The organism is Flavobacterium sp. GT3R68, assembly GCF_007109225.1.
GTDB lineage: Bacteria > Bacteroidota > Bacteroidia > Flavobacteriales > Flavobacteriaceae > Flavobacterium.
Genome location: NZ_VJZK01000003.1, coordinates 326,867 through 340,116, shown reverse-complemented (window position 1 = coordinate 340,116; position 13,250 = coordinate 326,867). Strand labels below are relative to the sequence as shown.

Annotated in this window: 14 protein-coding genes; 3 read left to right on the top strand and 11 right to left on the bottom strand. The window is 39.2% G+C overall.

The genetic code is table 11. The features are described 5' to 3' along the window. The first annotated feature begins 30 nt into the window (after window positions 1-30). A complete protein-coding gene (locus FNW07_RS07960) occupies window positions 31-1,245 on the top strand; it encodes a M48 family metallopeptidase (protein WP_126742960.1) in 1,215 nt (404 codons plus the stop codon). 12 nt (window positions 1,246-1,257) lie between these two features. Then, a complete protein-coding gene (locus FNW07_RS07955) occupies window positions 1,258-2,304 on the top strand; it encodes an o-succinylbenzoate synthase (RefSeq protein ID WP_126742959.1) in 1,047 nt (348 codons plus the stop codon). Window positions 2,305-2,320: 16 nt separating this feature from the next. Here the strand turns inward: FNW07_RS07955 and FNW07_RS07950 are convergent, their stop codons facing one another. After that, entirely contained in the window at window positions 2,321-2,800 is a 480-nt protein-coding gene (locus FNW07_RS07950) for a nuclear transport factor 2 family protein (protein ID WP_126742958.1), read from the bottom strand. A 154-nt stretch (window positions 2,801-2,954) separates the two neighbouring features. Between FNW07_RS07950 and FNW07_RS07945 the strand changes: the two genes are divergently transcribed. After that, window positions 2,955-3,515 (top strand): fasciclin domain-containing protein, encoded by a 561-nt coding sequence (locus tag FNW07_RS07945; RefSeq protein WP_126742957.1) that lies wholly within the window; start codon window positions 2,955-2,957, stop codon window positions 3,513-3,515. Window positions 3,516-3,589: 74 nt separating this feature from the next. On the opposite strand, the gene FNW07_RS07940 is transcribed toward FNW07_RS07945, so the two are convergent. From FNW07_RS07940 to FNW07_RS07895, 10 genes are all read right to left on the bottom strand, one after another. Beyond that, the gene (locus tag FNW07_RS07940) at window positions 3,590-4,534 is read right to left on the bottom strand and encodes a cation diffusion facilitator family transporter (protein WP_158626831.1); all 945 of its coding nucleotides are present in this window, start codon (window positions 4,532-4,534) and stop codon (window positions 3,590-3,592) included. Between the two features lie 114 nt (window positions 4,535-4,648). Next, on the bottom strand, window positions 4,649-7,072 hold the full coding sequence (gene pheT, locus FNW07_RS07935; RefSeq protein WP_126742955.1) for a phenylalanine--tRNA ligase subunit beta: 2,424 nt from the start codon (window positions 7,070-7,072) through the stop codon (window positions 4,649-4,651). A gap of 470 nt (window positions 7,073-7,542) precedes the next feature. Further along, complete coding sequence (locus FNW07_RS07930) at window positions 7,543-8,304, bottom strand: hypothetical protein (protein WP_126742954.1); 762 nt, start codon at window positions 8,302-8,304, stop codon at window positions 7,543-7,545. Window positions 8,305-8,417: 113 nt separating this feature from the next. Further along, window positions 8,418-8,747 (bottom strand): hypothetical protein, encoded by a 330-nt coding sequence (locus FNW07_RS07925; RefSeq protein WP_126742953.1) that lies wholly within the window; start codon window positions 8,745-8,747, stop codon window positions 8,418-8,420. Between the two features lie 171 nt (window positions 8,748-8,918). Further along, window positions 8,919-9,473, bottom strand: coding sequence for a transposase (locus tag FNW07_RS07920; RefSeq protein ID WP_126742952.1), 555 nt, complete (start codon window positions 9,471-9,473; stop codon window positions 8,919-8,921). Window positions 9,474-10,209: 736 nt separating this feature from the next. Then, a complete protein-coding gene (locus tag FNW07_RS07915; protein ID WP_126742951.1) occupies window positions 10,210-10,665 on the bottom strand; it encodes a hypothetical protein in 456 nt (151 codons plus the stop codon). A gap of 49 nt (window positions 10,666-10,714) precedes the next feature. Next, a complete protein-coding gene (locus tag FNW07_RS07910) occupies window positions 10,715-11,086 on the bottom strand; it encodes a hypothetical protein (RefSeq protein ID WP_126742950.1) in 372 nt (123 codons plus the stop codon). A 42-nt stretch (window positions 11,087-11,128) separates the two neighbouring features. Further along, the gene (locus FNW07_RS07905) at window positions 11,129-11,806 is read right to left on the bottom strand and encodes a porin family protein (protein WP_126742949.1); all 678 of its coding nucleotides are present in this window, start codon (window positions 11,804-11,806) and stop codon (window positions 11,129-11,131) included. A 101-nt stretch (window positions 11,807-11,907) separates the two neighbouring features. Further along, window positions 11,908-12,369: a hypothetical protein gene (locus FNW07_RS07900; protein ID WP_126742948.1), complete on the bottom strand. Its 462-nt coding sequence runs from the start codon at window positions 12,367-12,369 to the stop codon at window positions 11,908-11,910. A 444-nt stretch (window positions 12,370-12,813) separates the two neighbouring features. Then, complete coding sequence (locus FNW07_RS07895) at window positions 12,814-13,200, bottom strand: DUF2200 domain-containing protein (RefSeq protein ID WP_126742947.1); 387 nt, start codon at window positions 13,198-13,200, stop codon at window positions 12,814-12,816. Between the last annotated feature and the right edge of the window lie 50 nt (window positions 13,201-13,250).

Genomic DNA, 13,250 nt, shown 5'->3' with positions numbered 1-13,250 from the left:
CTGATGTCCTATGAACTTATTTAAATTAAGATGAATACAAACTACTTTTTACTGGTCCTGACATCACTATTTTTTACAATTAACACTACCGCCCAGATTGCGCAGGTGGAAGGCTATTGGGATAAAGACCGTGTGACTTCCCGCGAAATTATTGTAAATGCACGTGATATCGTGATAGTAAAATCAGAAGATTTGCCTGTCGGTACGACGGAAATCGTTTACCGAATTACCGTGCTGGATGGTAATCAGGAAATGGCAAATAGTTTGGTCTCCATATTAAAAGCTATACCGGATCCTTCAGGGATAAGCCAGGGTTCCGCGGGAGCAGTGTTTTTATTGTCAAAAGTAGCCGGGAACGACAAATGCAAATATGCAATTTTTACAACCAATGCTGCTGCAAAAGCCTATCGGGACACTGGCAAATCAGATAAGGCCTGTTTGTATCAGAATAATCCGGTAAACAAAGACGCAAAAGTGCTTTCCGCCGATAAATCTGCTTGTTTTGGCCCTAATACAACTAATATATGGTTTGCTTTTGAGAGTAAAAACTGGATCATGAATCAAAAAATCATGCTGGAAATAATTCCCTGGGTGGACACGAAACTCAGCAGGGGCTGGAGTCTTAACAACAGGAAAAAGATATTGACACAATGCCAGGCTACCGAAACGGCCAAAAAACTTCAAAATTCAGACGAGTATTGCATTTGTATTCTGGATAAACTACAAAAGAAATTCAAGTATCAGGAATTTCAGAAGCTATTGAGCATCGAGAAGGTCAAAACTTTTAAAGATAATGGCAAATCTTGTTTGAGCGAAACGGATGCGGAAAACAGCCTTAATGATGATGTACGGACTAAGTCATCTGCTTTGGCGAAAGAAGGAAAATTCGGCGACGCAATTATAAATATCATGCCCATCTTTGATTCGGGAAAAGCGACCGTTGCGGATTATAATGCATTGGGAACTTATTATTTGTATACCAAACAATACGACAAAGCCATTAAATTCCTAAAAGAAGGAGAAAAGAAAGATGAATCGGAATTGCTCGTGAAACTCAACTTAGCTCACGCCTACCTTTTAAATGGTCACTACAGTGAAGCGAAAGCGATCTACAAAAAATACAAACTGCAAAATGTCACCGATAGTTTAAGCTGGAGGCAAAAAGTAAAACTGGATTTTGAAGCTTTCAAAAATGCTGGTTTGCCGTCGGACGATTTTAGAAAAGTGTTGCGAACTATAGATTAATTCCATTTGTTATTGAAAGCTACCTATCATAAATACATTCTTGATTTCAAAAATCCGTCCGGTACTTCCCGCGGTATCATGACCCAAAAAGAAACCTGGTTTATTGTCCTTGAAAGCGACGGTAAAAAGGGGATAGGAGAGTGCGGATTGCTCAGAACCTTAAGTATTGATGATCGGCCTGATTATGAAGAAAAATTGCAATGGGTTTGCAATAATATTCATTTGGGCGAAAAATCAATTTGGGAAGCTATGATCGAATTTCCATCTATCCAGTTTGGAATCGAAATGGCGTTTCGATCTTTGATGAGTGAAACACCTTTTTTGTTGTTTCCTTCCGACTTTACAAAAGGTCTAAAATCAATTTTAATAAATGGTCTGGTCTGGATGGGTGATGAGGGTTTTATGAAGCAGCAAATTGGAGAGAAAATAGCACAGGGATTCCATTGTGTCAAACTTAAAATCGGGGCTATCGATTTCGATAAAGAACTGCAGTTATTGGCCTATATCCGTCAAAATTTTACTCCCGAACAAGTCGAAATCCGGGTTGATGCGAACGGTTCTTTTGATTCAAAAACAGCTTTAGATAAATTACATCAATTAGCTGAATATAATCTACATAGTATTGAACAACCTCTTCAAAAAAACAAGACTGACAGGATGTCAGAGTTGTGTAAATGTACTCCAATACCCATCGCTTTGGACGAAGAGTTAATCGGCGTATTTTCACTGGAAGAAAAAGTACAATTACTGCAAAAAATCAGACCTCAATACATCATTTTAAAACCAAGTTTTATAGGAGGGTTTCGGGGTACTCTGGAGTGGATTTCGGTAGCCGAAAAGTATCAAATTGGCTGGTGGATTACCTCGGCTTTGGAAAGTAACATAGGACTGAATGCGATTGCGCAATGGACCTACTTACAACAAAATTCCATGCCACAGGGATTAGGAACGGGTGGTTTGTATACCAATAATTTTGATTGCCCGTTGGAAGTTTTGGAGGGACAGTTATGGTATAATATGAACAAAAATTGGGTCTTTAACTTTGAGGGTTTAGAGTAGATTTCGCATCCACAGTTTAAATATTGCTATACTTTTCCTGATATTTCGTCAATAATTCCCGGGATTGTTGCTGTATTTTTTTCTGCAAAAAGGGAGTCCATCCTAAAAGGTAGCCGGGTAAACCAAGTGCTTGCCGAGTCCATTTCCAAACATTGAAAGCATCTTTATGTTTACGTATTAATCCATCCTCGAACTCAAATTCAGCGTGGATGATGTTGACTACTTTCCGGTTTGTCTTACTGAAATTATAGGTAGCGATCCAATTAGCTGAACCAGTTTTGTCATTTGCGGTAACATCAAAGAATTCGATTTTTAATTCTCCCTTGCTTCTTAAAATCAACATTCGCCACATATCTTGCACTTCTTTTCCCTTTAAATTCCCAAAAGCCGGATCCTGAAATTCCATACTAGGATGATAACATTTTGCCATCGTCTCGGCATCAAAATTTGAAAAAGCGGTATAAAACCGGGTGATTAATGCTTCGTTTGTGTTCATGTTCTTGATTTGCTTCTTTCAAAAGTACGCATACTTTCTTAATTCTTAAGGTAATCGTATATGCTGACAAATAAATTTTAGAAAAAATTCCTCTTTTCGAAAACCAACCCGTATTTATTTCCGTAAATGATTCAATAACCTAAAAAATAACAAAATGAAAACAAGTAAAATTTTATCAGGCGCATTTTTGACATTAGCATTGGCTTTGGGTACAGCATCTTTCGCTCAAAAGACCGTGATGGTTGGTGGAGCACCGATGTATCCTACTAAAAACATTGTTGAAAATGCTGTAAATTCAAAGGATCACACCACGTTAGTAGCAGCTGTTAAAGCGGCAGGATTAGTGGAAACACTTCAGAGTGCCGGTCCGTTCACCGTTTTTGCCCCAACAAATGATGCATTCGGGAAATTACCAATGGGTACAGTGGAAACTCTGTTGAAACCCGAAAATTTGAAAATGCTGCAAACGATATTAACGTACCATGTTGTATCCGGTAAAATGAATTCAATGGATATTGCCAAAGCCATTAAAAAAGGAAATGGAAAAGCCATGTTGAAAACAGTTAGTGGCGGGACACTAGTAGCCTGGATGAAAGGAAAAGATTTATATATAACAGATGAAAATGGAAAATCAGCAAAAATCACTATTGCTGATGTGAACCAGTCTAATGGTGTGATTCACGTGATCAATGAAGTGGTTACTCCAAAATCGTAAATGATTTGATGTTTGTTTTTTGTTGAAAAGAAAGTCCTGAGCAATCGGGACTTTTTTATTTGAATACATTCAGCTTATCCAGCTTTCCATTCCTGCAGGTCCGGTTCTACGTAAATCCATTTTGCTTCTGGACGTTTGGCCCTCAGTGTTGTTTCGAAGCTATTAATCAGCGTACTGATGGTTTGGGTATCGAGATTGGGTTTACATTTTATTTTTACACAAACCAATACTTCTCCGGGACCTTGCTGAATCGTTCTGCAATTGATGAGTTCAGTGATATTGGAATCTTTTTTAATGATGTCGTTGATCGTATGCATAATAATCGGGTCAGCGCTTTCGCCAATCAGCAGGGATTTTACTTCGATGGCAAGGAAAATAGCAACGAGAATCAAAACAACTCCAATGGCAAGGGAACCTAACGCATCATATCTTCCATCACCGGTGTAATAGGTGGCCATCATTGCGATCAATGCCAAAAACAATCCGAAGACTGCCGCTCCATTCTCTCCAAAAACTACAATCAAATCGCTGTCTTTTGTGTTTCGCAGATAATTTATAAAGCCCCCGTTGCCTCTTCGCTTGTTGATTTCAACGATGTTCGAATAAGTGGCATAGCCTTCCAATGCAATGGCAAATACCAAAACTCCAATACCCCATGCGATGTTTTCTACGGGTTCGGGGGAATTGAATTTGTGGATTCCTTCGTATATGGAAAACATCCCTCCAATGGAGAACAACAGCATTGCCACCATGAATGACCAAAAGTAAACGGACTTACCATACCCAAAAGGATGTTTGTCATCAGCGGGTTGTTGCGCTTGTTTTACTCCCAATAGCAATAAGCCCTGATTCGCACAATCGGCGGAAGAGTGGATGGTCTCTGCCAGCATTGCCCCGGAACCCGTCATAAACGCTGCAACTCCTTTGGAAACGGCGATCAGCATATTTACAATCAGGCTCTGAATAATATGACCAGATCCGTGATTTTCTTTAGTGTGGACTTTGGTATTTTTATCCATTTGAGTTTTCTTTTTAGTAAGAGTTAAAAGTAAAGTAAATCTAACCAAAATTAAAATTTGGCATAAAAAAAACCAATTCATTGCAGAATTGGTTTTAATGTTTTTCAGTTATTGTTATCGAAGGCTGGCTCCGAGCTCCGTTTCGAAGTTGTTCTGGAGTTTGCTCATGATTTTCTCAATCTGGGTATCGGTCAGTGTTTTCGAATTGTCCTGAATCACGAAACTCACTGCATAGGATTTCTTTCCTTCCGGAAGGTTCTTGCCTTGGTAGACATCAAAAAGATTAACGTCTTTCAATAATGATTTTTCAGATTGACGGGCAATGTTATAGATTGCATCAAAAGCGACATTTTCGTCAACCAATAAAGCTAAATCACGGCGTACTTCCGGATATTTGGGGATGTCGGCGAATTTAATCTTGGTTGAAATTAACTTCAGGATCAACGCCCAGTTGAAATCGGCGTACAAAACTTCCTGTTTGATATCAAAATGCTTGGTAATCGACTTCTTGATTGTTCCTAATTCTACTATAGTATCGTTACCTACTGCAATTGCAATCCCTTCTGCAAAAACATCATTAGTGAACGGCTTGTTTTGCGTTTTAGCAATTCCTAATCTTGATAAGATGCTGTTTACATATCCTTTGAACAAAAAGAAATCCGATGGTTTTTGTTCTATGGTCCAGCTTTCGGCGATGCGATTCCCGGAAACCAATAGCGTTAAATGCTTGTTTTCTTCGGTACCTGAAGGCAGTTTATGGTATGTTTTCCCGAATTCGAATAATTTCAAGTCCGAGTTTCTTCTGTTGATGTTGTAGGATACCGCTTCGAGTCCTGAGAATAGCAAGGATTGTCTCAGCACTGATAAATCATTACTTAACGGATTCAAGATCGTCACGTTGAATTCCTCTCTCAAGTTGTCGGATAGCTTAATGTATTCCGGAGAGGTGAGGGAGTTCGCCATCATTTCGTTAAACCCTAATGAAGTCAACTGGGTAGCGATGATGTTCTGTACTTTGTAATCTTCGGTGCGTGGTGAATTGGAAACCGTTGCGTTCAGTTTCTTGGTGAAGTTGATGTTGTTGTATCCGTACACACGAAGTATTTCCTCGATTACATCAATCTCACGCTGCACGTCAACGCGGTATGCGGGGATTACCAATCCCAGGCCGGCATCGGAAACGCTTGTTACTTTGATGTCCAAAGACACTAATATCTTCTTAATAGTTTCTTTAGGTAGTTCCTGACCAATGATTCTCTTGACGTTATTGAAGTTCAATACGACAGAAAAGTCTTCAATCTTCTTGTTGTAGATGTCGACGATGTCGGAAGTGATTTCGCCTCCGGCCACTTCCATAATCAAAATAGCTGCTCTCTTCAAAGCATATTCAGTAATAGTAGGATCGATTCCTCTTTCGAAACGGAAAGAAGCATCTGTACTTAAGGTATGACGTTTGGCTGTTTTACGGACCGAAACCGGATTGAAGTAGGCGCTTTCCAGGAAAATGCTCGTCGTATTCTCGGTTACTCCTGAATTCTTTCCTCCAAAAACCCCTGCAATGCATAAAGGGCCTTTTTCGTCGCATATCATTAAGTCTTCTTCGTGTAAGGTTCTTTCGATATCGTCCAAAGTTGTGAATTTGGTTCCGCCCGGTACTGTTTTGACAATGATCTTGCCGTTGATTTTTGATGCATCAAAGGCGTGAAGCGGCTGTCCCAGTTCGTGTAAAACGTAATTGGTCACATCAACTATGTTGTTCTTTGGCGTTAAGCCTATGGATTTCAATCTGTTTTTTAACCATTCCGGGGAAGGTTTCACGGTGATTCCGGAGATGGTTACCCCGCAGTATCTTGGCGCTAACTTCGTGTCTTCGACTTTGACGTCTATTTTGAGGATGCGTTTCTCTACTTTGAATTTGCTTACGGAAGGCGTAATCAATTCGGAGTGGTTGATGTTTTTTTGTATCAGGCCGGCGCGCAAATCACGTGCAACACCCCAGTGACTCATCGCATCGGCGCGGTTTGGTGTCAGACCGATTTCAAAAACCTCGTCGGTTTCGATGTTGAATACCTGCGAGGCCGGAGTTCCCGGTGCAAGTTTGGCGTCCAGCACCATGATCCCGTCGTGACCATCGCCAAGACCGAGTTCATCTTCGGCGCAGATCATACCATGGCTTTCTTCGCCACGAATTTTTCCTTTTTTGATTTCGAAAGCGTTGCCCTCTTTGTCATATAGTTTGGTACCGATGGTTGCTACAGGCACTTTTTGTCCTGCTGCCACATTGGAGGCGCCACATACAATCTGCACGGGAGTCCCGTTGCCAATATCCACAGTGGTTACCTTTAGTTTGTCGGCATTGGAGTGCTGCACGCACGTCAGGACGTGCCCAACGACAACGCCTTGCAAACCGCCCTTAAGGCTTTCGAATTTGTCAACGCCTTCTACTTCAAGACCTAAGTCTGTCAATAAAGCTGCTGTTTCTTCGGAAGTCCAGTCTGTTTTTATGAATTGTTTTAACCAGTTGTATGATATTTTCATTGTAATTTTTTTTCAAGGAAGCAAAGATACTATTAATTAGAGAATGGCACAATTTGGTTTGGGGTTTTTTGCGGGGTATTTGTGGGGAAAATGCGGAGAAAAGGGGAGAGGATATTTACAAGTTACGTTGGCATAATTCTTAGTTACGTTAGCATAATTCCAAGTTACGTAGGCATAATTCCAAATTACGTGATGATAATTCTAAGTTACGTTAGCATAATTCCAAGTTACGTAGGGTTAATTCTAAGTTTCGTGAGCATAATTCCAAGTTACGTAGGGGTAATTCTAAGTTACGTGAGCATAATTCCAAGTTACGCAGGCGTAATTCTAAGTTACGAAGACATCATTCTACATGCTGTTGTCTTAGTATTTTTTGAGGAAGCGTACTCTTAAATCTGAGAAAGAATAAGCCCCAAAATAATGGGGCTTATTTGTTTTAAGAAATGCCACCTCCAGTGAGCGGTGAACGGTTAGAATTTTTTCCTGAATTCTATTCCTTTTACCTGTGCGAATTGCGGGCTGGTGGCTCCGAAGATGGTCTTGATGTATTTCTTTACCTCGGTAGCGGTATCCACTAATCCCGTGTCGATACCATATAGTGTACTGTTTCTGGCAATCCGGGAATTACTGATGTTGGTGAAGGCGGTTGCCACAGCATTGTTCTTTGCAGTCAGGTCAGCTTGCTTGGCGGTTAAGGCCACTATTTTCAAATCGGTTTCGTTTGGTGCATAACTTGGTTCGGATTGCAAGATGGCGATTAACCCTGCCAAGTGCTGAATCTGCTGGTCGTAGGACTGCTGACTTGCAGAGATTGCGGTTGGTGCCTGTGTATTTGGATCGACACTGACTACTGCTGAGGAAGCTCTTTTCCCCTGAAGTTTACGGTTGAATCCTTTGGCGTCTTTGATTTTTTCGTTGGCTGCATCGGTTACTTCCAGTGCATTTACCACGCGGGTTGCCAACGAGTGCACGTTACTGAAGGCTGCCAGTCTTTCGTTTACCTGGTTGTTGTATGCCGTGTTTTTAGTAATCACATCCGCCAAGCTTGTGTTGGCTGTTACTGCCAATGTGGTCAGTTGTGGTAATTTAAGCGACGTTTTAGAAGGATTGTAAGCCGCTCCGTAGCCGGTTACGAAAGCGATTAAATCCTGAAGGTTGGCCACATTAATGGCATGACCTGTTTCGCTTGTACTTCTTTTTGGTGTTGTGGTTTCGTGCGTTGTTGCTGCCATAATAAGGTTTTTAGGTTTTTATGGCGGCAAACTTAAATAAATAAAATCTTACAAAAAGTGTTTTTGTAAGATTTTTAACATTTTATGAGATATTTGTTGTTTTGTAATTCGTGTTACGTTGAAAGCCTGTAGATTAGAATTACTATGGCGATTAAAACAATGGTGGTATAAATGACTTTGTTGTATTTGGCTAACCACTCCGGTAAGTAGATATCAAAGTTGGATTTTTGACAATCGGAGTATTTCCGCGCCAGTAAGGTGACCGGGCAAAAGGATTTGAGAACTACTAAAATAATTCCTTCGGCAATGAGTATGCCGAGGCAGGCCCAGACTTTCCAGTCTATTTTATCGATGATGACGGCGTAGAGGAAATAGAATATGATGACGTTGAAGATTAGCCATATGATGGTGTGGAGGAGTTTGATGCCGGTTAGTTTGTTCATTGGGATTTATATAAAAGTAAAACTACAACTTTTTGGGATGTAGTTTCATATTCTTTGTGGGCACGGATTGCAAATCCGCGCTATCGGTTCATGGGGGATTTTGGTATTTATTTATGAAAACCACACATCGGGACTGATAGCGCGGATTTACAATCCGTGCACCCACAGCAGTTAAAACAAATCTAACAAAATAACATTTAAATCATTGTGCAAACCTGCGTAGTTCCTAGCGGAACTATAATAATAATCCTCAGGAAGAGCTACAATTTTGTCCTTAACAGGATTGTTATGGATATAATTTACCTTTTGTTTAATGAACCAGTTGGTTTCAATAATTTCAGCATGGTACCCGTCTTGCCAAACTTTATAGTGCTGTTCTCTTTTTAAATGTTCACATGCTTTTTTGAAATATTCCAACATCCATTCCCGCCGGCTTTCTGGCTCATCAATAATTAATTGAATGATTTTTTTGGAGGTGAATTTTTTTAAATCTCTGATTACATCTGACAGTGTAAAACCATCTGTTGATTTGCATAGTAAATGGATATGACTTGACATAATGCAATAGGCATATATTTCTAATCCTTTGTTCTGCTGGCAATGTTGTAAGGCATTAATAAGAACTGTTTTCTGGTTAACCCTTGTAAAAACATCTATCCAACCTACGGTTGTTATGGTTATAAAATAAGCATCCTCCGTTGTTGTGGCTTTGTATTTTGTTGACATGGCGTTTATATAAAAACAAAACTACAACTTTTTGGGCTGTAGTTTTTTATATTCTTTGTGGGCACGGATTGCAAATCCGCGCTATCGGTGTGGATACATATCCGCGCGATCGGGGGTTGTATTTTGTTGACATGGCGTTTATAGAATGGGAATAGCTCGTAAATTTAGTGGATTTACTGATATAGAAATATCTTTAAAATGTTTATTTTTCAACACCGTTGTCAACACCGTCCGGTGGCTTGCCTCAGTGGCGTGACTATCACCGAACAATCACAAATATAAACCAACTTTGAGTTATCAGCGTATTTTCTAAAGAATCACAGAATTAAGCCATTGCAAACCGCTGTTACCAGCTGTTGTATTTTTTCTTTTATCACTTTTCATATTTTGCCAATAATTTTTTATAAAGTTCAATTTCTTCCCTCAACGACTTTACCAATTTGTTGGTTTGATATGAGATTATATTGTTTTTAAACAGTGAAAGACTTCATCGTTCCTCCTCGCAATGACGGTGCGGGATTACTTCGTCCGTTCGCTTCGGTAGATTACTTCGTCGTTCCTCCTCGCAATGACAGAGGGCAGTTCGCTTCGTTCGGGTGCCTTGTCGTTCCTCCTTGCAATGACAGAAGAGAGTTCGCTTCATTCGGGTGCTTTGTCGTTCCTCCCTGCAATGACGTTGGGTAGTTCGCTTCGCTCGGGTGCCGCGACGTTCCTCCTCGCAATGACAGTGTGGATATTACTTCGCCAGTTCGCTACGCTCGGGTGCTATTTTGTTCCTCCTCGCAATGACATAGGAATAATACATGTCGGAAATAATGAATACTCCAATGGCAAAATTAGCAAGGGTATAGAATGTCATGGGTTCATTAACCATAAATATTTCTGGAAACTGGTTTGTAATGATACTATATGCTGTGAAAATGAAGGCCAAAACTAAATTGGAAAAACCCGAGAAGATATAAAAGAAGTTGTCTTTAAATTTTTCCGTGTGGTTTCTTCTAAACAGGGTGAACCGCAGTATCAGATTTACCAGCGCTAATCCAATGGAAAAAACTACAGCTTCTAAAAAATTAAAGAACAATGTCAAACCACCGAAACCAGAGGCAGTGTAATAGTCAAAGAAAACATACACTGACCACAGTGTTGTTATGAAAAAAGTAATCGCCAGATTTTTAAAATGTTGTTTTGTCACAGTGTTTCTGTTTTGCTGTTAGGCGTAAAGTTTGTCGCAGTCGTATTTTTTAATTTTGTGGTTTGGACCCAGAAATGTCGCCGCCCGGATTAAAATCTTGCAATGCAAGTCCGATTCCAATAATTACTCCGAGCACTGCACTTCCTGTCACAAGGGATGCCGTTTTGAGAACTGAAAATTTCCTGATTTTTATCTCTTTAATGTCTTTTTCAGCAATTTGTATGTTTTTTTTTCCTGCTTTGAAATTTGCAGTACTATCATTTAAACTAACGAGATTGGCCTTTTGGAATTTATCATCTATTTTAATTTTGTATTTTTTCCCTTCTGTCAAAGGAGTTTTACCGGGGTCAATTGTTTTATAGCTATAGCAACTATGGAGCAATAACGACAGGATTAAAATTGTGATTGTAGTGAACTTCATATTTTTGTTTTTTCATGATTACTATATAGGTGCGTTGTTATTCTAATTAAATGAATATCCTGCTATTAAATTAAGTGAATTTGTTTTTACGCTTCCGCCATTCCAGACATCGACTTTGCTTGTATTGGACAATCCCATATTTTCTCTTATTTCAATATAGAATGTACTTTTTTGATTTAAGGTAAAACTTTTTCCAAGTCCAACTGATACACCAAAATCCATTTTTTTATTGTTGTCTGTTGTATCCCTGTCATCGGTGTTGAATTCGGTTGAGTTGAATTCGCTTGTAATTTTGGATTTGATCAAATATCCGATAAAAGGACCTCCGTTGAGATAGTAGCTGTTTTTTTCGGTAAAACTATATTTTAGCATGATTGGTACAACTAAATAATCATACTTTTTTTTGGTTGTAAACTCATGAACTGTAGTAAATCCATCGTTATCAGTGATTTCTATTCTGTTATCGGCTTTTTGGGTTTTTCGTTCGTAATTTAGTTCTGCTTTCAGACTCCATTTTTGCTTAATCAGATATTCCAAATTTATTCCCCCCAAGTAAGCGAAAGCCGGACTTTCTGAGTAGGAAGCACTTGCCGGAATGTTGTAGCCTCTGAAATTGGAGTAGTTTAATCCGGCCTGAACTCCAAATTTAATGTTTGGATTTTGGGAATAACAGAGCAATGAGAGTAGTAGGAATGAAATGCTTACAATTAATTTGTTCATGGTTTTTAAATGTATTGGGTTTGTTTAGTTACTAAAGCGGCTTCACACTGTCAGGTCCGCCGTTGCGAGGAGGACTATGCGGCACTCAATCCGTAGCTTTATTAACGTCTGTCCAATGCATACTTGTATTTATCGAAATTTTTGGGTAAGTCATTCGTTATGGTTAATTTATTAGAAGCGAATGTAGGTTCAATCCGAATTACCTTCGTATTCTCATTAATATCTACCTGAAATTCACTTTTCATTTTTACCATATCCAGGTGAAGCGCTGTAAATTTATATTTTCCGTCTTTCAAGTCAATTATTATGTATTCGGAGGGTCTTAATTGGCCTATCGATTTGCCGTCAACCCACACATTCAACCTGGCGGTGTTGTCTATTTTATGTAAAATATTGGCGCCGTTATAGATCATTATTTTCCCGTTTCCAAGTGTACTGGTATTGACGGTCTCTAATTTAACAGGACTGTAATCACTAGGTATTGATTTTAGTGCACAGGAAGATAAAGCCGACACTACTAAAATAAGACCTAATTTGATTCCGCTTTTTTTAAAGATTTTCATAATGAGAGTTGTTTTTAATTGTTATTGAATTCAAGTTACTGTTCACGCCCGCTGACTTGCGGTGTTGGAACGACAAATATAAAATAAACTTTGGGTTGTGAGGTGTTTATTAAGGAACAGTGTTAAGTGGTGGATGATGCACCAGCGAACGGGTTTGTTATTCTCTTATTTTGGAAGATTCGATGATTTTTCATCCCCATACTTTTTACTTTTAAGAAATCACTCTCACTGCAAACAGTAAGAATGACACAACTCTAACCGGAGTTTAATAAGACTCAGTTTGATATTGTGGAATCAGAATTTTTGTACGTCATTTGCGCTCCTATTATATAGTAATTGAAAAAAATAATTTGCCTTTTATTTCTGTTAAATTATCATGTAAATGATGCGCAGATAAATTTGACACACAGTGTTGGTAATGATATTATCAGAACTTCCATGTTTTCATGTAGTAATGGTGAACTTAAGTGGGCTGCGAAAAATTTTCTCCATCTTCCGGCCCTTCGCTAATTCATCCACTAACTTATCCAAATACCGAACCTGTTGGGTCAAAGGATTCTCAATTTCCTCTACACGATATCCACAGATCACTCCGGTAATGAGACTCGCATTGCGGTTTAACGCAGCTTTTTGGAAGAATGCTTCAAAAGTTGCATTTTCGTTTATTAAATCCTGCAGCTTTTGGTTATCGAAGCCTGTCAACCATTCTATGACCTGATGCAATTCTTCTTTTGTTCTGCCTTTCTTCTCTACTTTTGTGAGATATAGAGGATATACCGAGGCGAAAGTCATATTTGCAATACGCTGGTTTTGTGTGCTAGAATCATTCATATTCTTGTATTTAGACCTGTGGCGGAGTATTTAAACCGCTGAAGTGGCTT

Bases quoted from the DNA above. Each gene is read 5' to 3' on its own strand.
- FNW07_RS07945 (WP_126742957.1), top strand. From the start codon at position 2,955: ATGAAAACAAGTAAAATTTTATCAGGCGCATTTTTGACATTAGCATTG.
- FNW07_RS07905 (WP_126742949.1), bottom strand. From the start codon at position 11,806: ATGAACAAATTAATTGTAAGCATTTCATTCCTACTACTCTCATTGCTC.
- FNW07_RS07925 (WP_126742953.1), bottom strand. From the start codon at position 8,747: ATGAACAAACTAACCGGCATCAAACTCCTCCACACCATCATATGGCTA.
- FNW07_RS07895 (WP_126742947.1), bottom strand. From the start codon at position 13,200: ATGAATGATTCTAGCACACAAAACCAGCGTATTGCAAATATGACTTTC.
- FNW07_RS07910 (WP_126742950.1), bottom strand. From the start codon at position 11,086: ATGAAGTTCACTACAATCACAATTTTAATCCTGTCGTTATTGCTCCAT.
- FNW07_RS07940 (WP_158626831.1), bottom strand. From the start codon at position 4,534: ATGGATAAAAATACCAAAGTCCACACTAAAGAAAATCACGGATCTGGT.
- pheT (WP_126742955.1), bottom strand. From the start codon at position 7,072: ATGAAAATATCATACAACTGGTTAAAACAATTCATAAAAACAGACTGG.
- FNW07_RS07900 (WP_126742948.1), bottom strand. From the start codon at position 12,369: ATGAAAATCTTTAAAAAAAGCGGAATCAAATTAGGTCTTATTTTAGTA.
- FNW07_RS07930 (WP_126742954.1), bottom strand. From the start codon at position 8,304: ATGGCAGCAACAACGCACGAAACCACAACACCAAAAAGAAGTACAAGC.
- FNW07_RS07950 (WP_126742958.1), bottom strand. From the start codon at position 2,800: ATGAACACAAACGAAGCATTAATCACCCGGTTTTATACCGCTTTTTCA.
- FNW07_RS07920 (WP_126742952.1), bottom strand. From the start codon at position 9,473: ATGTCAACAAAATACAAAGCCACAACAACGGAGGATGCTTATTTTATA.
- FNW07_RS07960 (WP_126742960.1), top strand. From the start codon at position 31: ATGAATACAAACTACTTTTTACTGGTCCTGACATCACTATTTTTTACA.